The organism is Devosia yakushimensis (assembly GCF_030159855.1).
Classification (GTDB): Bacteria; Pseudomonadota; Alphaproteobacteria; order Rhizobiales; family Devosiaceae; genus Devosia; species Devosia yakushimensis.
Genome location: NZ_BSNG01000001.1, coordinates 2,129,010 through 2,152,916, shown reverse-complemented (window position 1 = coordinate 2,152,916; position 23,907 = coordinate 2,129,010). Strand labels below are relative to the sequence as shown.

Here is a 23,907-nt window from a genome sequence, read left to right as displayed (position 1 = left end):
CAGGGGCGTGCCCTACACCCCCTCATAAACCCTTACCGACCGCCCATCCGGCCGATCAACCAATCTACCCGCAACCCCCACCAAGCCATTGGCACGATTCAGCATCTCGCGATCCGTCGCGAGCTTCCCATCCCCAGCATCCTCCGTGCTCAACACACTGGCTTTGAGCAGGCGCGAATAGGGATGCTCCGGGTTATCTAAAACCGTGCGCGCATCGCCCATTTCCACGATCCGCCCGCGCTGCATGATGATGATGCGGTTGGAAATGTAATAGGCCGTCGCCAGGTCGTGGGTGATGTAGATCACCGAGACCTTGAGGTCATCCCGCAGGCTCTTGAGCAGATTGACGATGCTCATGCGCAAGCTCGCATCCACCATCGATACCGGCTCGTCCGCAATCAGCAGCGGCGGATTGGGGATCAGCGCCCGCGCAATAGCCGCGCGCTGCAGCTGCCCGCCGCTCATTTCATGCGGATAGCGCCCCTTCACCTCGGCCAGGCTCAGCCCCACCTTCTGCAGCGCCCCGTCCATCGCCCGGTCCAGCTCCGCGCGATCCCGCAGCTTCAAAAACCGCCTTGCCGTGGATTCCAGATACCGATCGATCCGCTTGAGCGGATTGAACGCCTCGAACGGGTTCTGGAACACCGGCTGCACATTGGCCATGAAATCCAGCCGCTCGGCCTTGCTCACTCTGGAGCTCACCGTCTTGCCACGGAAGCTGATCGTGCCGGTACTCGGCAATTCCAGCCCCAGGATCATCCGTGCCAGCGTCGTCTTGCCCGACCCGCTCTCCCCGATAATGGTGAAAATCTCGGGCTTTTCCACGCTCAGCGCAAAGCTCGCGCTCTCCACGGCATTGACCACCTTGCGCGACAACAGCCCGCCCATGGTGAATTGCTTGGAGACTCCATTGATATCCAGCAGCGTACTCATGCCGTCACCTTATGGTTGGCATGGGGCGCCACCAGCGGCTCCACATCCTTCCACCGCCAGCAGGCCGTGCGATGATCCTTGCCCACCGTTTCCATCGGCGGCACCTCACTCTTGCATTTGTCTATCGCCAAGGGACACCGCGGATGAAACCGGCAGCCGCTCGGCGGCGCGGCCAGGCTCGGCGGCCGCCCTTCCAGTGCCGGCCGCTGCGCCGTATCGCCAATGCGCGGCAGGCTCGCCACCAGATGGGCCGTATAGGGATGCTTGGGCGCGAAGAACATTTCGCGCGTCGGCCCTTCCTCCACCAGCCGCCCGGCATAGATAATGCCCACCCGATCGGCCACATTGGCATGCACGCTCATATCGTGAGTCACGAACACCACCGAGGCGCCCATTTCCTTTTGAATGTCGCGGATCAGGCTGAGCACTTCCTTCTGCACCACCACGTCCAGCGCCGTAGTCGGCTCGTCCGCAATGATGAATTCGGGGTGGCACACCGTCGCCAGCCCAATGGTCACGCGCTGCCGCATGCCGCCACTCAGCTCATGCGGATAGGCCCTGAGCACATCCGGCGACAGCTTCAGCCGGTCCAGATGCCCGATCACCCGCTGCTTGAACGCGTCGCCCGATAGCCCCAGCGGCCGCGCGGCAAAATCCTCGAATGTCTTGCCGATCCGGCGCACTGGGTTCAGCACGCTCATCGAGCCCTGCATGATGTAGCTCAGATGCTTCCAGCGCACCGCCTCGATCTGCTTGTCGCTGGCCGAAGCAACATCGATCTGATGCCCCTTGAAGTCATATTTCACCGTTCCGGCCACCACCTCGAAGGGCGGCCGCATCGCGGCGGCGAGCACCTTGATAAAGCTGGTCTTGCCCGACGAGCTTTCGCCCGCAATGCCATAGACCTCGTTTTTCTTGATGCTCATCGTAATGTCATCGACGGCCCGCACTTCGCGCTGCACGCCGAAATAATTCATCCGGTAATAGGCCTTGAGGCCCTCGACAGTCAGGATGTCTTGGGTCATGCGCTGAACTCTCCACGGGCGCCGGACTTTTCCCTCCCCTTGATGGGGAGGTCAGCTTTTTCGCTGCAAGCGAAAAAGCAGGGGGTGGGGTGGGGCCGGGAGCGCAGTGCACCCCCACCCTCGATCCCTCCCCGCAGGGGGGCGGGAGACGACTGCAACACCCCCCTCATGCCCCCATCCTCCGCAACCGGCTGCGCGGGTCGATATATTCGTTCATGCTCACCGCCAGCAGGAACAGCCCGAGGAAGGTCATCACGATCAGGATGACCGGGATCACGATCCACCACCACACGCCCACCACCATGGCCGAGTGATTATTGGCCCAGTACAGCACCGTGCCCACGGTGGGGTTGTTGATATTGGTGAAGCCGAGCACCGCCAGCGTCACTTCCAGCCCGATCGACCACAGCATATTGGCCATGAAGGTCGAGAACACGATCGGCATCACATAGGGCAGGTGCTCTTCCAGCAGCACCTTGCGCGTGCTCATCCCCGCGAAAATCGCATGCCGGGTGAATTCGCGGTGCTTGAGCCCCAGCGCCACCGAGCGGATCAGCCGCGCATCATAGGGCCAGCCGAAACACGCCATGATCAGCGCCAGGGTGAAGCTGTCCATATTGTTGCGCAGCACGAAATAGAACAGCACCAGCACCGGAAAGATCGGCACCGCCACGAAGATGTCGTTGATGAACATCAGTACCCGGTCGACCCAGCCTCCGACATAGCCCGAGGCCAGCCCCACCGTGATGGAGATGATGCGGCTCAGCACCGCCACGGTAATGCCGAACATGATGCTGTTGCGGAAGGCCGCGCTCAATTGCCAGAACAGGTCCTGCCCGCGCGAATTGGTGCCAAACCAATATTGTGCCGAAGGCGGCTGGTCCGGCATGGTCACATAGATGAGCGAGGTGTCCACCGGTGAGACCAGGCTCAACAGGGCGAAGATCACCACCACGCCCACCAGGATCACCCCGATGGCGAATTCGATATTGTAGCGGATCAGGTCTCGAAAGATTGCGAGCATGGCTGTTACTCCGCCCGCACGCGCGGATCGAGAAGGGGATAGAGCAGATCGACGATGAAGATGGCGATGGCCACGGCCGTCACCGATACGGTCGAAACCGCCAGCACCAGCGAATAGTCGCCGGCATTGACCGCATCGATCAGCAGCGACCCCAGGCCCGGATAGTTGAACACCTGCTCGGTGATCACCGTGCCCGAAAACACCCCGCCCAGGGTCATGGCCAGCGCCGTCAGCTGTGGCACCAGCGCATTGCGCATCACATAGCCGCTGACAATGGTCGAGCGCTTCACGCCTGCCAGCTCGGCATAGGTCACGTAATCCTCGGTGACCACATTGGACACCAGCGCCCGCATGCTCAGGAACCAGCCACCGAACCCGACCAGCACCAGCGACAGCGCGGGCAGGGTGGCATGGTGCAGCACCGAGCCGATAAAGGGCCAGTTCCAGCCCTGCGTCACATTCATCGCAAAGCCGCCCGAAATGGGCAGTACCGGCCAGAGAAAGCCGAAAATGATCAGCATGACGAAGGCGACCACATAATAGGGAATGGGCTGGATACCCACCGCCACGATGCCGAAGGCCTTGAGGAATTTGCTGTTCTGGTAATAGCCCGCCAGGCCCCCCAGAATATTGCCGATTGTGAAGGTGATGAGCGTCGCCAGTGCCAGCAGCGCCACGGTCCAGGGCATGGCCCGCATCACCAGGTCCATGGCCGGGGTTGGAAAGGCCAGCATGGAAGGACCCAGATCTCCCCGGAACAGCCGCAGCCAGAAATTGATATATTGGCTGAGCAGGGGCTCGTTGGCGCCGTAGAGTTCGGTCAGCGCCTCGCGCATTGCCACAATGGCTTCGGGCGCGAAATTGGCCCGCGACGTCATGCGCATCAGCGCAGAGTCGACCGGGCTGATCGGCGACAGATGGGTAACGAAAAACGTCGCAGAAACGCCGAAAAACACCACCGCCAGCAATTGCAGCGCGCGTTTTCCGACAAACCAGAGATAACCGTGCATATAAACTCCTTCACCGACCTCTGGAGCGGCCCGTCTCTTGCCCGTTCGCCGGGTCACCCTCGCCCTTGTGGGGAGGGAAGCGAGATAGGACTTAGCCCTTCGCTAAGTCCGTGATCGAGCAGGGTGGGGGTGTGCTGCCGCAAAGCGGTGCATGTTGCTCCGCCCCCACCCAGCCTCCCCCATCAAGGAGGAGGTGCCGTTCGGTGTTCGTGAAAAGCATCGCAGCTTCCACATTATTCCCCATGCGGCCCGGCCCGTGGGCCGAGCCACTGGGGAGGCTCTTACGCGCCCGCAGGCGTGATCTGGGTGAAGATGTATTTCCCGTTCGACCAATTGGTCACCGGGTTGGCATAGTTCTTCTCGGCATTCGGCCAGCCGGTCCAATGGCGGTTCGATTGGATCGAGAACACGTTGTAGGACATGATCGGGATATTCGGCATCTCTTCGAGATGCAGCTTCACGAAGTCATGGCCATATTCGATGCCCTTGGGATCGTTGAAGTCGATGCCGCGGATTTTCTCGATGATTTCGTCGAGCCGCGGATCTTTCCAGCGCATCCAGTTGCGGGCCGGCTGAACCGCGCCGGGGGCCGCCACATATTCGGAATGGTAGCTATCGAGGAAGAAGCTGAGATCGGGGTGACCGCCCCAGGTTTCCACGGCCCAGCCGATATTGACGTCGAAGTCGCCGATATTGTTGCGGTCGTTGCGGTCCATGGCCATGTCGACGCTGGCCTGCACGCCGAATTGCGACCAGGTCTGGGCGATGATCACGGCGAGCCGGTTGATCACGCCTTCCTGCGGGGCCAGCACGCTGAACGCGAATGGCTGCCCGTTCGGCTGCATCCACTGGTTGCCATTTTTCACAAAACCGGCCGCGGTCAGCAATTCTTCGGCTGCCGCAGCGTCCTGCTTCCACCAGCCATAGCCAAAGGCATTGTTGATGGCTGCGTCGTCGGTCGGCACGGCTTCCCCGAATTGCGGGCGCACCATGTCGGCGATCTGCTTGCCGATGGTTGGGTCATAGGGCTTGATCTTGCGCGTGCCGGTGTCCACCTCGAAATTGACGAGATAGTCCTGCAGCGGCGCATGATAGTCGCGCGGATGGGTGCCGGTCGGCGGGATCGAGATGGCCGAAAGCGTGGCCGCGCCACGATAGCTGGCCATCGACATGGCCCGCGCATCGAGCATCAGCGCCAGGGCCCAGCGCACCCGCTTGTCCTGGAACATTTCCTTTTGCAGGTTGAACATGGCCATGGGCAGCGTCGGATCGGGATGGGCATAGGGGAAGCCCGGGAACCAGCCCTGCGTGGTATTGTCCTGCTGCACGATCGAGAACGTGCCTTCCGGCGACAGATCGTGGATCATGTCGAGATTGCCGTTGCGCATCTCGATCAGGCGATTGTCCGTCGAAATATTGTTCCGGTAGATCACATATTTCGGCTTGGGCTCGCCCACCAGCGCGATCGTGGTCTTGTCCCAGTCGGCGCGCTTTTCCCAGATATACCAGGTGCCGTTCGGATCGAACGAATGCAGCTTGTAGGCGCCCAGGCTGACTGGCGGGTTGTAATCGTGGGTCAGGATGTCTTCGACATTTTCCAGGATATGCTTGGGCATGATCCAGGCGGCGTTCCAGCGCACCGAGAAGACGGCGTGGAACCGCGAATTGGGCGCCTTGAGCTTGAAGACGACGGTATATTTGTCGGGCGCCGAAACCTCGGCAACCTGCGTCGAGAACGAGCCGTTCCATTGGGTGCCGGGCGTTGCCGCCTGTTTCTCTACCGTGAAGATCACGTCATCGGCGGTGAATTCGACGCCGTCGCTCCACAGGATGCCCTGGCGCAGCTTGACCGTCATTTCCGTAAAGTCGGCATTATACTGCCAGGGGCCGTCCGCCAGCGAATTGTAGATGGCGTTTTCGCTCACCTCGGGCACGCCCGCATCCGGGTCGATATACCAGAACGTGTCCATGGCCAGCTGCTGCAGCCCGTTCGACCAGCCGCCGCCGCCGCTGACCCACAGGTTGAACCAGCCGGGGTTACGGATCACCCCTTCCGGATTGTGTACGATCACCGTTTCATTGCGCGGAAAATTATTGAGGTCCGGGGCAGTGCCCTCGGCAGCCTCCTGCCCGAAGGCCAGGCCTTTGCTCGCCAGCAGCAATGCGCCGACGGCCGTGCCCATCATAAAGTGACGTCTATCCATTTCTTTCCTCCCTAGTGGCGCGCCCTCCAGCGCGTCGGCCAAAATGCCTCCAGCATTTCAAACCAGCGCCCTCCAGCGCTTGATGGGCATGCTATCCAACGCCCGGACGTTGTCAACGCACTATCTGATGTAAATCCAAAACCATGATACAAAATACAAAGGGGCGCATCGTTGCCGATGCACCCCTTGATGCTGTCAAAAAGCGCTGTTTCCCGCTGAAGATGCTAACAGTCTGTTAGCCGATCGAGCGGGGGTGGTGAACGCGTTTCCAATCAACCAGGTAACGTGCTGGAAGGAACCGCCTTTTCCACAACGTCATTCCCGCGCAGGCGGGAATCCATTCTTCTCCCCACATGCGAATGATGCCGCGAGGGCAAAAGAAGCGAGCGACCCGGCAGAGTTATCCCCACCGGGTCATTCCGCGAAGCGGTCGCCTCCGTCGGGGAGCCCTCAGATCTTCACCCGCACCATCTGGTACGAATAGGGCGGCAGCTTCACGCTCAGCGTGCCATTGGCAATCTTGGCGCCTTCGCCCTTTTTCGGCGCCACTTCATCCTGCTTCTTGGCCGTGTTGACGGCCTTGAGGTTCGGATGCGTCATCACCTGGTGGTCGATGATCGTGCCATTGCCAAAGCCCTGCAGGCTCACTTCGGTCTCGATGCTTTCGCTCGTGTGCCGGTTGACCAGGAAGAAGCTTAGCGTGCCCTCTTCCTCGTTATGCACGCCCGAAATGTCGACAAACGGGGTGTCCTTGGCATGGGTCGTTTCGTAGCCCGGCGAGTTGGTCACCAGCTGCAACGCCGTGCCACGGCCGAATACCGAGGCAAAGAAGTAGGGGTAATAGATCGTCTGCGCCCAGGCCGGGCCGCCCTTTTCCGTCATGATCGGGGCGATGACGTTCACCAGCTGGGCGATGCAGGCGATCTTCACCACATCCGAGCGGCGGATGAAGGTGTTGAGGATCAGCCCGACCATCAGCACGTCTTCGAAATTGTAGATGTCTTCCAGCAAACCCGGTGCATGCGGCCAGCCGCCATTGCCGTCCAGGATTTCCCGGTCCTTCTTGTTGGAATGGTACCAGACATTCCATTCATCGAAGGAGATATAGACGTCCTTCTTGGACTTCTTCTTGGCCTTTACCTGCTTGATGGTCGAGGCGACCGTGTCGATATAGGTCTCCAGCTTGTGGCTGAGGCCGAGATAGTTCGGGGTGTTGTCCTCGCGATTGGCGAAGTACATGTGCAGGCTGATATGATCGACGTGATCATAGGTGTGCTCGAGCACGATGCGCTCCCAATCGGGATAGCTCTTCATGTCCGAATTGGACGAGCCGCACACGATCAGTTCCAGCGATTTGTCGAACATGCGCATGGCCCGTGCCGTATTGGCGGCCAGCTTGCCATATTCCTCGGCATCCTTGTGGCCGACCTGCCAGGGGCCGTCCATCTCGTTGCCGAGACACCACATTTTGACGTTCCACGGCTCCTTGCGGCCGTTCTTGATGCGCAGGTCGCTCCAATAGGAGCCGCCGGGATGGTTCACATATTCCAGGAAATTGCGCGCATCATCGACGCCGCGCGAACCCAGGTTCACCGCCAGCATCATCTCGGTGCCGACAGTGGCGCACCAGTCGGCAAATTCATGCACGCCAACGGCATTGCTTTCCGAAGTGTGCCAGGCCAGATCCAGCCGCGTAGGGCGATCCTTGCGCGGCCCGATGCCGTCTTCCCAATTATAGGCGGAAACAAAGTTGCCCCCGGGGTAGCGAACCACCGGTACATTGAGGTCTTTGACCAGCTTGGCCACATCCCCGCGCATGCCGTCCTTGTCGGCCGTCGGGTGGTCGGGCTCATAAATGCCCTCATAGATCGCCCGGCCGAGATGTTCCAGAAATGCCCCATAGACACGATCATCAATCTTCGAGACCGTAAAATCCTTATGCGCGATAACGGACGCCTTCACGCTATCCTCCCTTCAATACCGATTTTCTGATTTATATCAGTTGTCTCGTTGTAAACGAGGACAGTCGGATCGCGCAAGGGGCCGGGGAAACAAATTCGGCGGGATAAAATCAGCGCTCGGTCTGCAGCCTCAGGATGATGTCCTGATCGTAATTGCCGAAGCCGCGGCCAAAAATATTGATGCCCCCCGGATGTTTAGCATCGGGCTTCACGGCAATGCGCAGCCGGATTGAGTGGTGGTTGGCCAGGTCCAGGTCCACCAGCGATACCGGGGATATCTTGACGCCGTCGACATAGGTGCCGTCCGGCATGACGCGCCAGCTTTTGAGCTTGCCATATTGGCTGCCCTTCAATTTCCACCAATCGGGCGTATAGACCCCGCGCTTATCCCCGAAGTCTCCCGGCGAGGTCCAGGTGCCGATCTCAGTGCCATTGACCGATAGCGTGATGTCGCTGGGCCAGTCCGCCGAAGTGCCGGGCACTTCCGAGCTCAGCTCCAGCGAGAACTCCATCGCCTCGATGCGATTCTGGCTCAGCTTGGCATTGTTGGGGAATTGATATTCGAGATATCCCCGCGTGAACCAGATCAGTCCGGTCTTCATCCGGTCCGGGTCGAGGAACGTATCGGGCACGTCGAGCAGTCCGATAATGCCTTCGGTCGAGCACAGGCCGCAGGGCGCCGAAACTTCGCAACTGGTATAAAGCCCAAGCGGCATGGCCACTTCAATGCTGTTGGACTTGAGCGGCGTGATGTCTTCCTTGAACATCACCAGGACCTCGTCGAACATTGAATGGCAGATCTTCTGATTGCCCTTCCGCGCCTTCTGCGTCTCGGTTCGGATCAGCCCTGCCGCCTCCAGAACCTGGATATTGGTCGAGATTGTCGACTGTGGCAGACCCAGTTTCTCGGCAATGTCATTGCCGTTCATCGACCCTTCGACATGCAAGAGCTTGAGAATGCGGATGCGGATAGTCGACGCCAGCCCCTTGAGCACCTCGATGCCTTCCTCGGGGTCGACGACCAGAAAATTGCGGCTCATGACGGACTTTCGGCGGAGATAAAGTGAATACCCATAACTATCAGGATCGTTGATACAATCAACTACGATACGCCGAGATGGTATTCTTGCCTTCCGGTCTTCTGAGCAGCCCGAAAACGGCTGCTGTCTGCTGTGGGATAAGATTGATACTTATCCGACCGGTTTCCGCTTCGTCCGTGCGGGCGCATCCGGCTCGGCCAAAAAGAGGTTCGTCAGCGGCACATCGCTTTGCCCATGCTGCTCCAGCAGGCGCGTGGACAGTGCCTGCACCGCCGAAGCATCCCGCTCTTCCAGGGCGCGGATCAATGCGCGGAACTGCTCCGGGTCTGCCGCCTCACCCGCTGCATCGTCCGGCGCGAGTTCCCGCAGCAATCGCTGCAAAAACCGGCAACTGAATGCCAGCAGCGGATTGTCCGAATAGCTTGCCAGGACCGCGTGGAAATCGAGTTCGGCCAGGCGCGGGTCGTCGCCGAAATGGTCGACGATCTCACCGAGCCGGCCATAGCCATCCGCATCGATATGGGGCAGAGCAGTCACCGCCGCCATGGGCTCAAGCGCGGCCCGCATCGCCTGGACATGGGCGGTAGTAAGATTTTTGGCGAACAGGAAATTGGAAAGCAGGCTCATCGCCCGCTCCTCCGACATCCGCTCGATTGCCGCGCCGCCCCCCGGTCCCGTGCGAACGCTGACAAGTCCCTGTACTTCCAACGATTTCAGGGCTTCCCGCACCGTGCTTTTGCCGGCGGAGAATTGCGTCATCAGGTCTTTTTCCTGCGGCAGGCGGTCTCCCGGCCCCAGGCCCTGTTCGACGATCATCTGCTTGATCGCATCGACGATCAGGTCCGTGCGTTTGCGCCGTGCAACCGGCACGGATCGACGTTCGCTGGCAGGTTTCTTGGCTGTTGGCATGGGTCATCGTGCTCGGCTCGGCCCTCATGCGACCGGGGCCGTTTTCCACTGCCACCCAGATATATCACCGCCATCAGCTTCGATACGGATTAGGCCCCGGCACCCGTGCGGCTGCTGAACGAATTGCAAAAATCCACAGCAGCTTTTGATCTTTCTCAGATGTGGTCGATCGGGCTTTTTGGCGTTCCGGTCACCTCAAACCAATTGGTCGGCCGCTCCACAAACCGTTGTACGGCGGGCGGTTCGGGTCCTTCATGGAGGGCTCTCACCTTCTCGCCGATCTCGGCATCGGCCTTGGTCATGCGCAGATTGTGCCGCACATATTCCGTCCATGTCGGCGTCTGGTAGCTTTCGGTCCAGAGATTGGGCTGGCCCAGGTCGCGCAGCAGCGTCCAGTGCCGCGCGCCGTCGCGCCGCCGGATTCGCTTGCGCGCATCCATCACCGCCATGAACGCCGTCAGATTTTCCGGCCGGATTTTGTACGATATCTGGATGAGAATCGGCCCGCTGCGCGGCTGCAATTCCGTCTCGAGATGCGGCTCCTGCCAGCGATTGAGCGGATCGAGGTCGATCATGGTCCTCGGCGGCAGTGGAATCCGCAACCCCAGCAGGGCGCCCGCGAGCATCAAGAGGCTTGCCGCGCCGAAGGCAATCGCCAACCCATAACTCTCGGCCATAAGACCCCAGATCCAGCTGCCCAGCGCCATGCCGCCAAATGTCGCCGTTTGGTAGAGCGACAGCGCTCTTCCCACCACCCAGCGCGGTGAGGATAACTGCACCGACACATTGAACAGCGACAGCGCCAGCACCCAGCTTGCGCCACCCAGCATCAGAGCCGGCGAGGTGATCCATACCGAAGGACTGACGCCGGTAATAAAGGCCGCGATGGCGAAGCTGACAAAGGCGATGCGCACCACCGCCTCGCTGCTGAACCGCATGTGCAGCCGGCCACTGAGCAGGGCGCCACCCACCGCGCCCAGCCCGAAACTGCCCAGCATCAAGCCATAGGTCAGTGGACCGCCCGTTAGCTGCGAAGCCGAAACCACCGGCAACAGAGCCATGACCGAGATTGCGGTAAAGCCGAAGATCGAGCCGCGCAGCAGAATACGCAGCAAATTGGGCGACATGGCCACATAGCGCACGCCAGAGAGCATGGCTGGACCGATACCCTCTCGGGGCAGCCTGCTGGTTTCGGCAGGCGGCTTCCAGCGGATCAATACATAAAGCAGACCCAGATAGCTCAGGGCATTGAGCGCGAAGGCGCCCGCGGCGCCGGCCACCGCGACGATGATGCCGCCAATGGCCGGCCCCACGCTGCGCGAAATGTTGAAGCCGATGGAGTTGAGCGTCACCGCCGCAGGCAATTGTTCACGCGGCACCATGTCTCCCACCGAAGCCTGCCAGGATGGGTTGTTGAGCGCAGTGCCGCAGCCGAGCAGGAAGGTGAAGGCCAGCAGCAGCCAGGGTGAGATCAATCCCAGCAGCGCCCCGGCCATCAAAAGGATCGACACCGCCAGCATGAAACACTGCGCCGCCAGCATGACCTGCCGGCGATTGAAACTGTCGGCGATCGCCCCGCCCAATAGCGAGAACATCATGATTGGCAGTGAGGTGGAGGCTTGCACCAGGGCAACCATGTCCACGCTGTCGGCAATCGAGGTCATCAGCCAGGCTGCGCCGACGCCCTGGATCAGCGCGCCGAAACTCGACGCCAGATTGGCGATCCAGATATTACGAAAGGTTCCATTTTCGAGGGGAACCAGCGGGGAAAGGCGCTCAGCCATGGGCAGGTGGATCAATCATATACATGCTGTCTGATTTAGACCCGCTTCCAGGTCCGCGATCAACCATCAAACAAGGCTGGGCGACAGGAATGATGTCGAGCGTGATGCGGGATAAATTACCAATCATGAATTACAAAATAGAACAACATACTTTCATATGGCAATTAAAGGGTATACAATGCTTCAAAGCTGGCGACAGACGAAAGGTGTGATGTGATGGAAGGGTCCCGTGGGTTTGCTTCTGCGGCAGGCGTGGATCGGGCCTGGGCCTGTCGGGCCATTTCCTTGCTGGAGGCCGAGGGACGCCGCTCAGCCGACACACATCTGATTTCTCTGCCCTTTTCCGGCCTGCCGGAGCAATCCTTCTACTTCAAGGATGAATCCGCTCACCCCACCGGTAGCCTCAAGCACCGGCTGGCGCGCTCGCTGTTCCTCTATGGAATCTGCAACGGCAAGATCACCGAGGGTGTCACGCTGACCGAAGCGTCCTCCGGCTCCACCGCTGTAAGCGAGGCCTATTATGCCCGCCTGCTGGGCCTGAGATTTGTCGCCGTGCTGCCGGCCACGACCAGTCACCGCAAGATCGAGGCGATCACCCAGCAGGGCGGCGAGTGCCATTTGGTGGCCGACCCGGCCACCATTTATGATGAGGCTGCCCGCCTCGCCAGGGAAAGCGGTGGGCATTATCTCGATCAGTTCACCTATGCGGAGCGCGCCACCGATTGGCGGGGCAATAACAATATTGCCGAGTCGATCTTTCGGCAGATGGAATCGGAGCCCCATTGCATTCCCAGTTGGATCGTCATGGGCGCCGGTACCGGCGGGACGTCGGCCACGATCGGCCGCTATATCCGCTATCGCAGTTATCCCACCCAGCTTTGCGTTGCCGATGTGGAGCATTCCGCCTTTTATGAAGGCTGGGTTACGGGTAATCCGGACGCCACCTGCGATTGCCCGACCCGTATCGAGGGGGTAGGGCGCCCGCGCGTGGAAAAGTCCTTCGTCCCCGAAGTTGTCGACGAAATGATCAAGGTGCCCGACGCCGCCTCGCTTGCCGCCATGCGCGTTCTGTCACGGCGCCTGTCGCGTCGGGTCGGCGGCTCCACCGGCACCAATTTCTTTGGCATGTGCTGGGCGGCCGCACGAATGAAAACCGCCGCGGAAGCAGGGTCTCTGGTCACGCTGATCTGCGATAGCGGCGAACGGTATGCCGACACCTATTACAGCGACGATTGGCTGGCCGCCAAGGGCATCGATATTGCTCCCTATGTCGCCATGCTCGAAGACTTTCTCGATGGCGGCGCCTTCGTTTCCAGGCCCGTCTAGCACTGTGTCGCCACGATCTCGCCGCATCGTGGCCACAGAGGCTAACCAATTGTGAGCGCTGGAAAACAAGTTGCCGTGAAGTTCATGAACAGCATGAACAAAACGACATCTTGTTGCCGGAGTTTAACTGGAAAGCGGCAGCGGGAAGGCGCACCCTCTGCGCACTAAACAGAGGAGTTGGAAATGAAGAAATTCGCTGCCGCGTTCATTGCTTTGATGGCCATTGCCGGTGTCGCGGCGCCCACATTTGCGGCCACCACCCAGCAGCATCGTTGCGTGTATCTGGACAAGTCCATGTGCCATAGCTCTGATGGGGATGAGAGCATCAGCTCGACCAAGAATAACTGATCGCACATTCCGGTCTATCCCAGAGCGCCGCCCCACCGGGCGGCGCTCTTGTTTTGCGGTGTCGTGCACACCCAAACCCTCTCCGTTTTTATGGCTCGCTTGACTCTCCGGTGCTCCTAAAGCATGTATGACACCGATGTCATGACATCGGTGTCATAGCCGGGACGACATTGTCGAGGAGCAAGCGGCCCAGAGCCGGGCAGGGAGGATCGCCATGGCGACGATCTACGATGTAGCAAAGGCGGCGGGGGTTTCACCCAAGACGGTCAGCCGCGTTCTGAACGGCGATGCGCCCGTCAACGCCAAAACCGCCGACGCAGTCCGTGCCGCCATCGACCAGCTCGCCTATGTGCCCTCAAATGCCGCGCGCTCCATGCGATCGCAGCGCACGGGCCTCATCGGCATGATCACCGGCGCCATCAGCCTCTCGCCTGGTTTCGAGGCGGCCGGCTTGCCGGACATCTATATCGTGCAGGGCGCCCAGCGCGTTTTCGCCGAGCACGGCCTCACCTTGCTCATCGCCGATACCGGCAACCAGGCCTCGCGCATTCCCGAGCTGACCCAGACCTTTCTCGAACATCGCGTCGAGGGGCTGATCCACGTCGCCGAATTCCACCAGCAGATCCAGTTGCCGCCCAATCCCCGCCAGACTCATGTCGTGCTGGCCAATTGCTTTGACGATCAAGGCACGCCCTCGGTGGTGCCCGATGACGAAGGTGGTCAGTTCGAACTGGTCAAGGGTCTGATCGCCCGCGGCCATCGCCGCATTGCCTATCTGATGCTGCCCGAGCGCATGATCGCCCGTGGCTTGCGCCTTTCCGGATATAGCGCCGCCCACAAGGCCGCGGGCCTCCCCATCGATCCCGCGCTCACCATCACTGGCGCCCTCAGCGACCGCGCCCATGAATTCGATCTGCTCTGGGACGCACTGGATCGCCTGCTTTCCCTGCCAGACCGGCCCACCGCCATTTGCTGCGCCAACGACAAAATGGCCATGCGCGTCTATTCCATTCTGCGGGAACGCGGCCTGTCGGTACCCGGCGACATCTCCATCGTCGGTTACGATGATTATCGCATCATCACCGAACATCTCCATCCCACGCTGACGAGCATCGAGCTCGCCTATGCCGCCATGGGAGCGCGCGCCGCCGGCCGGCTGCTGCGCCTCATTGCCGGTACCACCCAATCCGACGAACCCGTGATTGAACGGGTCGCAGGACCCATCACCTGGCGCAACTCGGTTGCCGATTTGAGCCAGGTAGTTACCCCGTTTCAAATGAGGAGGAACGACCAGTGAAGAAACTCGCAGTTCTGGCCGGCATTCTGGCTATGAGCACCGCCCCCGCCTGGGCGCAGACTGAGCTGAGCCTGTGGTATCACGGCGCCGGCAACCCCACCGAGGGCGAAATCCTGAACACCGTCATCAGCGACTTCAATGCGTCGCAGAGTGATTGGGCCGTCAAGCTCGAGCAATTCCCGCAGGGCGCCTACAACGACACCATCGTTGCTGCTGCCGTTGCCGGCAATCTGCCCGACATCATCGACGTCGATGGCCCCAACATGCCCAATTGGGCCTGGGCCGGCTACATGGCGCCGCTCGAGCTGTCGGAAGGCACGCTGGACGGCTTCCTGCCCGGCACCATCGGCACCTGGCAGGACAAGGTCTATTCGGTCGGCCTTTGGGATGCGGCCGTCGCCATGTTCGCGCGCAAATCCGTGCTCGAGGAAAACGGCATCCGTATCCCCACGCTGGAACAGCCCTGGACCGGCGAAGAATTCAACGCCGCCCTCGAAACCCTCAAGGCCAGCGGCAAATTCGAATATGCGCTCGACCTGGGCATGAATGACCGCGGCGAATGGTATCCCTACGCCTATAGCCCGTTCCTGCAGAGCTTCGGCGGCGACATCATTGACCGCACGACTTACACCACCGCCGAAGGCGCCCTGAACGGCGACGCCGCAATCGCGTTCGGCGAATGGTGGCAGAGCCTCTTCACCAATGGCTATGCTCCCGGCACCTCGCAGGACCCGGCAGATCGTGAAACCGGCTTCATTGACGGCAAATATGCCCTGCAATGGAATGGCAATTGGAATGCCCTCAAGGCTCTCGAAGCCTTTGGTGATGATCTGCTGTTCCTGCCGGCACCCGATTTCGGCAATGGCCCCAAGATCGGTGCTGCCTCCTGGCAGTTTGGTGTCTCGGCCACCAGCGAGCACAAGGATGGCGCCAGCGCCTTCATCGAATTCGCGACCCAGGACAAGTATGTCGCCGCCTTCTCCAATGGTCTGGGCCTGATCCCGGCCACGGCTTCGGCTGCCGAACTCACCGAGAACTACAAGCCGGGCGGTCCGCTTGCCGTGTTCTATGATCTCAGCAAGCAGCAGGGCACTTTGCGCCCCGTGACCCCGGGCTATGTCGTGGAAGCGCTCGAATTCATCAAGCTTGCCGCCGATATCGCCAATGGCGCTGATGTTGCCGATACCCTTGATGCCGCTGTCGATGCCATCGACGCCGACATCCAGCGCAACAACAATTACGGCTTCTAAATCCCTCCCGGCCCATGGACCCGTCATGCGGGCCCATGGGCAAATTCTTTCAAGGTGCCGTCCATGAAGCTCACGCCCAACCGATCCCTGCAGAACCACCCTTTGGCGGGTTGGTCCCTTGCCGGTCCGGCGATCTTTCTGATCACCCTGTTCCTGATCGTACCCTTCATCCTGGCCTTCACGCTGTCCTTCACCAATCAGCGCCTGGTCTCGCCCAACCCGACCGAATGGGTCGGCACGCGCAATTTCGAGCAATTGCTGGGCGTCGGCACGTTGGTTCTGGAGCCGGAAAAGGATGAGACAGGCGCTCTGATCCGCGATGACAAGGGCGAATTGAGCTATCCGCGGGTCCGCGAATTTACCCGCAACAATGCCGAATACCCCCAGCTCAGCGGCAAGCGCGAATGGCTGTCCTGGAATTGGGGCGACTCCAGGGTCTATGTGCTGGCCAGCGACGTCGTCTTCATGAAGGCGCTGGGCAATACCTTCCTTTTCGTGCTGTTCGTTGCGCCCATCCAGGCTGGCATTGCCCTGCTCCTGGCCGTGCTGATCAACCAAAAGCTCAAGGGCATCAATATCTTCCGTGCCATCTACTTCATGCCGGTGGTCGTCTCCATCGTCGTCGTGTCGCTGCTCTGGCGCTTCATCTATTCCGGCCAAAGCGGCCTGCTCAACAATATGCTGGGCTTTCTCAGCTTCGGTGCCTTCAAGCCCGTCGATTGGCTCGGCAATCCCGCCACTGCGCTCTGGTCGATCCTGGCCATGTCGGTCTGGCAAGGCGTCGGCTTTCACATGGTCATCTGGCTGTCGGGCCTACAAACCATCCCCGTTTCGCTCTACGAGGCCGCCGATATCGAAGGCGCCACCCCCTGGCAGAAATTCCGCTATGTCACCTGGCCCGGCCTGCGCAACACGGCTGTGCTGATCCTCATCGTCATCACCATGCAGGCCTTCTCCCTGTTTTCCCAGATCGACGTGATGACTGGCGGTGGCCCGGTGGATTCCACCCAGACCATGGTGTTCCAGGCCGTCGAACGCGGCTATGGCCAGCAGAACATCGCGGGTGGCTCGGCCATCTCGGTCATCTTGTTCCTGATCGTTCTCACCATCTCCATGGCCCAACGCTATCTGACCCGGGAGCGCAATCGATGAGCGCCGTCGTTTCACCCAATAATGGCTTCAAGACTGCGCTGCGCTACCTGCTGCTCATCGTCGTGGCGCTGATCTTCGTGTTCCCCATCGTCTTCATGGTGGTGTCCTCGTTCAAGCCCGCCCAGCAATTGCTGCGCGACACCGCCTCCATTGCCGCCTTCCTGCCGGTGGGCGATCTGTCCTTCGACAATTACGCGGCCGCCTTCCGCCGCGCCCCGGTGGCTCTGTTCATCTTCAATTCGGTCTTCGTCACCGTGGTTACCGTCGCCGGCGCGCTGTTCCTCTGCTCCATGGCGGCCTTTTCCTTTGCCTTCCTCGAGTTCAAGGGCAAAGAAGTGGTGCTGGCCATCCTGATCGCCACCCTGATCGTGCCGTTCGAAACCATCGCCATCCCCATGCTGATGCTGGTCAACAATCTCCCCTGGATCGGCGCCAGCGGGGTGCAATTTGGCTGGCTCAATACCTACCACGTGCAGATCGTGCCATTCCTCGCCGATGCGCTCACCATCTTCCTCTTCGTGCAATATTTCCGCGATCTGCCGCGCGAATTGATCGAGGCGGCCCGTCTCGATGGCGCCACCTGGTTCCAGGTCTATACCCGCGTCATCGTGCCGATTTCCGGCCCGGTCTTTGCCACCGCGGCGATCCTCAAATTCCTCGCCATGTACAATCAATATCTCTGGCCGCTGCTGGTCACCCAGTCCGAGCAGTTCCGCCCCGTCATGGTGGGCCTGCAATACTTCTTCCAGCTCAATATCGCCTGGGGCGAAGTGATGGCCTACCTCTCCATCATCACCCTGCCGGTACTCATCTTTTACCTGGTTCTGCAGCGGGCGTTCATCTCGTCCATCGCCTCGACCGGTATCAAAGGCTAACCCCAACTTCGAAAGACGAAAAATTGGTTCTCGCACTTAAAGACAAATGGATTTGGGACTTCTGGATTTACCGCGACGGGGATGATTACCACGCCTATTTCCTGCAGGCCGACAACACCCTGGCCCATCCCGATCTGCGCCACCGCAATGTGAGCCAGGGTCACGCCGTCTCCAAGGACCTGTCCAACTGGACGCATCTGGGCACCACCTTCAAGCCCGCCGACGCTCCCGCCTGGGATGACTGGACCACCTGGACCGGCTCGACCCTGCGCGACGACAATGGCCTCTGGCACCTGTTCTATACCGGCACCGAGCACCCTGAAGAGGGCATGAAGCAGCGCATCGGCCACGCCACCTCCACCGATGGCCACAACTGGCAGCGCGTCGGCAGCGGCCTTGCGCTCGACATTTCCGGCCCCGATTACGAGGAATATACCCCCGGCCATTGGCATGACCGCGCCTTCCGCGATCCATGGGTCATGAAGAACCCCAATGGCGATGGCTGGATCATGTATATGGTCGCCCGCGTGCCCGGCATTGCCGAACCCAATGCCGGTGGCTCCGTTGGCTTTGCAACCTCGCCCGATCTCAACACCTGGACGCTCCAGCCCCCCGTCTATCGTGGTGGTCTGTTCGGCCAGATGGAAGTGCCCCAGGTCTTCAAGGTCGGCGCCAAGTGGTACATGCTGTTCTGCACCGATGGCACGCACTGGTCCGAGGCCTACAAGAAGCTCAACCCGGAAAAGCCGACCCGCGGCACCCACTACCTTATCGCCGACGATCCGCTCGGCCCCTGGGAAGTGGCGCCCGGCGCCTTCTTTGACGGTCACAATGGCCGCCGCTATGCCGGCAAGATCGTTGAGACCGACAATGGCCTGGTCTTCATGGGCTTCATCCACGACGCCGCCGATGGCACGTTTGTGGGCGAAGTTTCCGACCCGATCCCCGTCCGCGTCGATGCCGATGGCCTGCTGCACACCGAACTCGACAAGGTCGCCCCCGGCGCCAAGGTCTAACCAAACCAATGCCTTGCTTCCTCGCCACAGGGTGGGGAAGCACACTCCCAGGAGATTTCCGATGGCCGGATTGAGCCTCACCAATATCCACAAGAGCTACGGCAAGGTCGACGTGATCAAGGGCGTCGATCTGACGATCGAGCACGGCGAATTCGTCGTCTTTGTCGGCCCCTCCGGCTGTGGCAAATCCACCCTGCTGCGCATGATTGCCGGCCTTGAGGACATCACCGCGGGCGAACTCAAGATCGGCGACCGCGTCGTCAATCAGGTCCAGCCGCGCGACCGCGGCGTCGCCATGGTGTTCCAGTCGTATGCGCTCTATCCGCATATGTCAGTCTACGACAATGTCGGTTTCGGCCTGCTGCTCGCCAAGACGCCCAAGGCCGAGCGCGACGCCAAGATCATGGAAGCCGCCCGCATCCTGCAGATGGAGCACCTGCTCGATCGCAAACCGGCCCAGCTCTCCGGCGGCCAGCGCCAGCGCGTCGCCATCGGCCGCGCCATCGTGCGCAAGCCCGACGTTTTCCTGTTCGACGAACCCCTGAGCAATCTCGACGCCTCGCTGCGCCTCGACATGCGCTCGGAAATCTCCAAGCTCCACAACAGCCTTGGCGCCACCATGATCTACGTGACCCACGATCAGGTCGAGGCCATGACCCTGGCCGACAAGATCGTCGTGCTCAATGGCGGCGTGGTGCAGCAGGTCGGCTCCCCGCTCGAGCTTTACCACAAGCCCGCCAATCTCTTCGTCGCCGGCTTTATCGGCTCCCCCAAGATGAACCTGCTGCCCGTCAAGGTTACCGCGCTCTCCGCCGACACCATGACCCTGGCGTCGGACGCGCTCGAACCCATCACCCTGCCGCGCCGTGACGGCATAGGGCAGGGCGACAGCCTCACCCTCGGCGTCCGCCCCCATCAGCTCCTCAAGGACGGCACCAAACGCATCGCCGGCAAGGTCGATCTGGTCGAACGCCTCGGCAACGAAACCATCATCAGCGCCATCCTGCCCACCGGCGAAACCGTCATCGCAGCCCTGGGCGGCGACATCGCCATCGCGCTGAATGACGATATCGCGCTGAACTTCGACCCCAACGAAATCTGCCTTTTCAACGCGGCAGGCAACGCGGTCTAGCTACAAGGCGTATTTGTCTCCAGTCCCGCCCACCCACGGTGTCATTCCGGCGCAGGCCGGAATCCATGTCCGTGGTGCGCCGCTCACATCCAGCGTGGGGATGGCCTTCAGCATGGATTCCGGCCTGCGCCGGAATGACACCATGCGTACAATAACACAGTGGCCATGCGGCTCCATCGCTTCCCCCGCCTGTGGAGGGACCGAGGGTGGGGTGCCACGTCATCACCACGCCGAATGCCTCAGCCCCCACGCAACCCCATTCCACCAACCTCGTTCACTTTAGAACAATTATAGCCTTGTCTAGTGGATCACTAGATTTTATGAACGGACCGATGGCGGCCATGGGGCTGCCCGACCGAATGGCAGAAGCCGATGCTGACCAAAAAGGGCAAATACGGCCTGAAAGCTCTTTCCGCCCTGGCGGAATTGCCGCCGGGTCAGCTCGCCTTCGTGGGCGAGATTGCCACCGCCAACAATATTCCCAAGAAATTCCTCGACGCGATCCTGGCCGAATTGCGCAATGCCGGCTTCGTCTACAGCCGCAAGGGCAAGACCGGCGGCTATAGCCTTGCCCGCCCGCCCGAGGAGATCAAGATCGGGCACGTCGTGCGCGTGCTCGACGGCCCCCTCGCACCCATCCCCTGCGCCAGCAAAACCCGCTTCCAGCCCTGCGACGACTGCGACATGGCCACCTGCCAGGTCCGCCACCTCATGCTCGAAGTTCGCAATGCCATCGCCGAAGTGCTTGATAATACCAGCCTGACCGAGCTGGGCAATTTGGGCCCCATCGAGACGCTTGCCTCCGAGACCACGGCCTCCGAAACGCGCAGCGCCTGATCAGCGCAACTTATCCTCTGCACGCCCGATTGGATGCATCCTGATGGTGCATCTCAAAAAAACACGTCATTTCTTTCGATTAACATACTTGAGTTACGTTAATAGCCCTCCCATAGTCCTGTCATCGAGCTGTCATGCGGGGCCTGCTTGGACCTCGCCGCTGCTCGACTTGGAGAGGAAAGAGAGGAATTGCTATGACGCGAATGAGCCGGCGAACCTTCGTCGCATCCGTGCCCCCATTGTTGATGGCCACGCAAATACCGGCCTGGGCCGCACCCGCTTCGGATTTGGCTTTGATCGCCAGCCAGAAGGGCGAACCGGCAATCGTCAAGCTCTACCGCCAGCTTGAGCGTCTGACCTCGACCGTTACCTTCATGACCACGGGCGCTCATCCCGATGATGAGCCAAGCGGTCTCCTGGCCGCTTTGCGCCACGTCTATGGCATCCGCCCGGTGCTCTATTGCATTACGCGCGGGGAGGGCGGTCAGAACAGCATCGGCCCCGAACGCGGCTCGGTGCTGGGCGTGCTGCGGACGCGGGAAATGCAGGAAGCATCCCGTTCGCTCGACGCTTCGCTTGCCTTCGGTGGCCGTGGTCACAATGACAGCGTGCATGATTTCGGTTTTTCCAAAGATCCCGATGCCACCATCACGCGCTGGGGCCGCGACCGGGTCATCGAGCGCATGACCTGGGCCTTCCGCCACTACAAGCCCGACGTGGTGATGAACTGCTTCCTCGATGTGCCCGGCCAGCATGGCCAGCATCGCGCGGCAACCGTCGCAACCTTCATCACGGCCGACATTTCCGGCAACGAGACCGAATTCCCCGAGCAGATCGCGGCCGGCCTCAAGCCCTGGAACGTGCCCAAAATCTACCTGCCCGCCTATGGCGGCGGCGGTGGCGTCTATGACGATGAAATTCCGCCTCCGCCAACGACGCTTGTGGTCAAGGCCCCGGCGCGCGACCCGATTTCCGGTGCCACCTTCCCGCAAATGGGCGAATGGTCTCGCTCCTGCCACCTGACACAGGGCATGGGCACCTGGCGTCCTGATCCGCAGACCGAATGGCAGCTCAACCTGTCGCGCGTTGCCGAGGGTGAGGCGCCGAGCCAGGAAAATGATATCCGCGACGGTCTCATCGCCACGGTCGGCCATATTGCCGAACTCGATGGCATGCCCGCCTCGGCTGCCGATGCCCTGCGAAACGCCCAGGGCCTGATCGAGGAAGCGATTGCCGATTACGGCGACCCCAAGACCGTGGTTGCCAAGGTTATCGAAATCGGCGCGGCCATTGATGCGGCGCGTGCTCAGCTTCCCGCCGAGCTGGTCGACACGGTTGCCCATCGCCTCGACCGCAAGGTCAAGGAGATCGACCTGGTTCTGGCCACCGCCGCCGGCATGCATGTCCGCGCCTATACCGACGGGGCCGATCTGCGTCCGGGCCAGGAAGTTCTGGTCAAGACCGATGTCGACGCCCCGGAAGATGTCGTGGTCCAGTCCGTTGCGATTATCGGCCGCGATGGTTTGAGCAGCACGGCTGGGGAAGAGGGCGAATTGGTGACTGCCGCGGGCGATGCGGCGCTGACCAATCCCTTGACCGAGCAATTCGATCCGCTTGGCGGCAATGGCGATGCTTTCGTGCGGCTCACCGCCGAAATTGCCGGACGAACCACCGTGCTCGATATCGATCTGGAAGACGCTTTGCGCGTCATCCCCGCCGCCTCGCTCGAGCTCAAGCCCGACGCCGTGGTGTTCAATACCGAGCGGGACATCGCTCCGGTGGAGATGACCGCGGTCGTCGCCAATGCCACCACGGACGACCTGGCCTTCGATCTGCCGGACGGCTGGTCCATGCAGCCGACCGGCGAAACCGGCCGTGAGGCTGGGACGTTCGAGCTGGCTCCGCCGGCCGATCTGGGGACGACGCGTATTGCCATCGAGCCGGTGCTGCTGGGTGAACCGGCCTATGCCATCAACACCTTCTCCTATCCCCATATCGGTAAATCGGTGGTGCCGACGCTGGTATCGGTGCCGGTGCAGTCGGTTGGCGCGGCGCTGCCGGGCAATACCAAGGTGGGCTATGTCAGCGGTGGCAATGACAATGTGCATATCTGGCTGCGTCGCCTCGGCGTCGAGCTGGTCGAGTTGACCCCTGGCGATATCGAGGCCGGGGCCTATCGCGATCTCGATACGCTGGTTGTCGGCATCTTCGCCTTCGGTAAGCGGCCCGATCTGGTCGCGGCTTTGCCCGGTATCCATGAATGGGTGAACAATGGCGGCCATCTGGTGACGCTCTATCATCGTCCCTCCGATGGCTGGAATCCGGAGACGGTTCCGCCTGCCTTCCTCAAGATCGGTTCGCCCTCGATCCGCTATCGGGTGACCGATGCGAATGCGGAAGTGACCGTGCTGGAAGGGGATCATCCCCTGCTCAACTATCCCAATACCTTGACCGAGGAAGACTGGTCGAACTGGGATAAGGAGCGCGGGCTCTACTTCGCCTCGGAATGGGACGAAGTCTATAAGCCATTGCTTTCCATGAGTGATTCCGGCGAGGAGCCGCTGACTGGTTCTCTGCTTTCGGCCGAGATCGGGCAGGGGCGGCATACCCATACCAGCCTTGTGCTGCATCATCAGCTCGACAAACTGGTGCCCGGCGCCTTCCGCCTGTTGGCCAACCTGATCCAGCCGGCACGCCACTAAATGTCATAGCCGGCCTGCGAGACCTCCCTGCAGGCTGGCCCTCCCGGCAAGGCTCCCGATCTCCGGATCGGGAGCCTTGTCA

Annotated in this window: 19 protein-coding genes; 10 read left to right on the top strand and 9 right to left on the bottom strand. The window is 60.9% G+C overall.

Annotated features, from left to right (window positions below; all coding sequences use genetic code 11):
- Positions 1-12: 12 nt before the first annotated feature.
- The 9 genes from QQL79_RS10510 to QQL79_RS10470 form a co-directional block, all read right to left on the bottom strand.
- Entirely contained in the window at positions 13-933 is a 921-nt protein-coding gene (locus QQL79_RS10510) for an ABC transporter ATP-binding protein (RefSeq protein WP_284390547.1), read from the bottom strand.
- Positions 930-1,958, bottom strand: a complete 1,029-nt coding sequence (locus QQL79_RS10505; protein WP_284390546.1) for an ABC transporter ATP-binding protein — start codon at positions 1,956-1,958, stop codon at positions 930-932. Before QQL79_RS10505 ends, QQL79_RS10510 begins: the two co-directional genes overlap by 4 nt.
- Positions 1,959-2,124: 166 nt before the next feature.
- Positions 2,125-2,982: an ABC transporter permease gene (locus tag QQL79_RS10500; protein ID WP_284390543.1), complete on the bottom strand. Its 858-nt coding sequence runs from the start codon at positions 2,980-2,982 to the stop codon at positions 2,125-2,127.
- A 5-nt stretch (positions 2,983-2,987) separates the two neighbouring features.
- The gene (locus QQL79_RS10495) at positions 2,988-3,992 is read right to left on the bottom strand and encodes an ABC transporter permease (RefSeq protein WP_284390542.1); all 1,005 of its coding nucleotides are present in this window, start codon (positions 3,990-3,992) and stop codon (positions 2,988-2,990) included.
- A gap of 281 nt (positions 3,993-4,273) precedes the next feature.
- Positions 4,274-6,196 carry an ABC transporter substrate-binding protein gene (locus QQL79_RS10490; protein WP_284390540.1) on the bottom strand — a complete coding sequence of 641 codons (1,923 nt, stop codon included), beginning with the start codon at positions 6,194-6,196 and terminating at the stop codon, positions 4,274-4,276.
- Positions 6,197-6,646: 450 nt separating this feature from the next.
- Entirely contained in the window at positions 6,647-8,158 is a 1,512-nt protein-coding gene (gene arfA, locus QQL79_RS10485) for an arabinosylfuranosidase ArfA (RefSeq protein ID WP_284390538.1), read from the bottom strand.
- Positions 8,159-8,267: 109 nt separating this feature from the next.
- On the bottom strand, positions 8,268-9,197 hold the full coding sequence (locus tag QQL79_RS10480) for an ArsR/SmtB family transcription factor (protein WP_284390536.1): 930 nt from the start codon (positions 9,195-9,197) through the stop codon (positions 8,268-8,270).
- Positions 9,198-9,347: 150 nt separating this feature from the next.
- Positions 9,348-10,106 (bottom strand): FadR/GntR family transcriptional regulator, encoded by a 759-nt coding sequence (locus QQL79_RS10475; RefSeq protein WP_284390534.1) that lies wholly within the window; start codon positions 10,104-10,106, stop codon positions 9,348-9,350.
- 155 nt (positions 10,107-10,261) lie between these two features.
- On the bottom strand, positions 10,262-11,890 hold the full coding sequence (locus QQL79_RS10470; protein ID WP_284390532.1) for an MFS transporter: 1,629 nt from the start codon (positions 11,888-11,890) through the stop codon (positions 10,262-10,264).
- A gap of 216 nt (positions 11,891-12,106) precedes the next feature.
- Between QQL79_RS10470 and QQL79_RS10465 the strand changes: the two genes are divergently transcribed.
- The 10 genes from QQL79_RS10465 to QQL79_RS10420 all read left to right on the top strand — a co-directional run bounded on the left by QQL79_RS10465 (position 12,107) and on the right by QQL79_RS10420 (position 23,825).
- Positions 12,107-13,216, top strand: coding sequence for a PLP-dependent cysteine synthase family protein (locus tag QQL79_RS10465; protein WP_284390531.1), 1,110 nt, complete (start codon positions 12,107-12,109; stop codon positions 13,214-13,216).
- 183 nt (positions 13,217-13,399) lie between these two features.
- Complete coding sequence (locus QQL79_RS10460) at positions 13,400-13,564, top strand: hypothetical protein (RefSeq protein ID WP_284390529.1); 165 nt, start codon at positions 13,400-13,402, stop codon at positions 13,562-13,564.
- Positions 13,565-13,778: 214 nt separating this feature from the next.
- Entirely contained in the window at positions 13,779-14,861 is a 1,083-nt protein-coding gene (locus QQL79_RS10455; RefSeq protein ID WP_284390527.1) for a LacI family DNA-binding transcriptional regulator, read from the top strand.
- A complete protein-coding gene (locus tag QQL79_RS10450) occupies positions 14,858-16,111 on the top strand; it encodes an ABC transporter substrate-binding protein (protein WP_284390524.1) in 1,254 nt (417 codons plus the stop codon). The genes QQL79_RS10455 and QQL79_RS10450 overlap by 4 nt, the downstream gene beginning before the upstream one ends.
- Before the next feature lie 63 nt (positions 16,112-16,174).
- The gene (locus QQL79_RS10445; RefSeq protein WP_284390522.1) at positions 16,175-17,263 is read left to right on the top strand and encodes a carbohydrate ABC transporter permease; all 1,089 of its coding nucleotides are present in this window, start codon (positions 16,175-16,177) and stop codon (positions 17,261-17,263) included.
- Positions 17,260-18,138, top strand: coding sequence for a carbohydrate ABC transporter permease (locus tag QQL79_RS10440; RefSeq protein ID WP_284390521.1), 879 nt, complete (start codon positions 17,260-17,262; stop codon positions 18,136-18,138). Before QQL79_RS10445 ends, QQL79_RS10440 begins: the two co-directional genes overlap by 4 nt.
- A gap of 23 nt (positions 18,139-18,161) precedes the next feature.
- Positions 18,162-19,154, top strand: a complete 993-nt coding sequence (locus QQL79_RS10435; RefSeq protein WP_284390519.1) for a glycoside hydrolase family protein — start codon at positions 18,162-18,164, stop codon at positions 19,152-19,154.
- Between the two features lie 61 nt (positions 19,155-19,215).
- Positions 19,216-20,286 (top strand): ABC transporter ATP-binding protein, encoded by a 1,071-nt coding sequence (locus tag QQL79_RS10430; protein WP_284390517.1) that lies wholly within the window; start codon positions 19,216-19,218, stop codon positions 20,284-20,286.
- 372 nt (positions 20,287-20,658) lie between these two features.
- A complete protein-coding gene (locus QQL79_RS10425) occupies positions 20,659-21,123 on the top strand; it encodes an RrF2 family transcriptional regulator (protein WP_284390515.1) in 465 nt (154 codons plus the stop codon).
- A gap of 194 nt (positions 21,124-21,317) precedes the next feature.
- Positions 21,318-23,825, top strand: a complete 2,508-nt coding sequence (locus QQL79_RS10420) for a PIG-L family deacetylase (RefSeq protein ID WP_284390512.1) — start codon at positions 21,318-21,320, stop codon at positions 23,823-23,825.
- Positions 23,826-23,907: the final 82 nt, after the last annotated feature.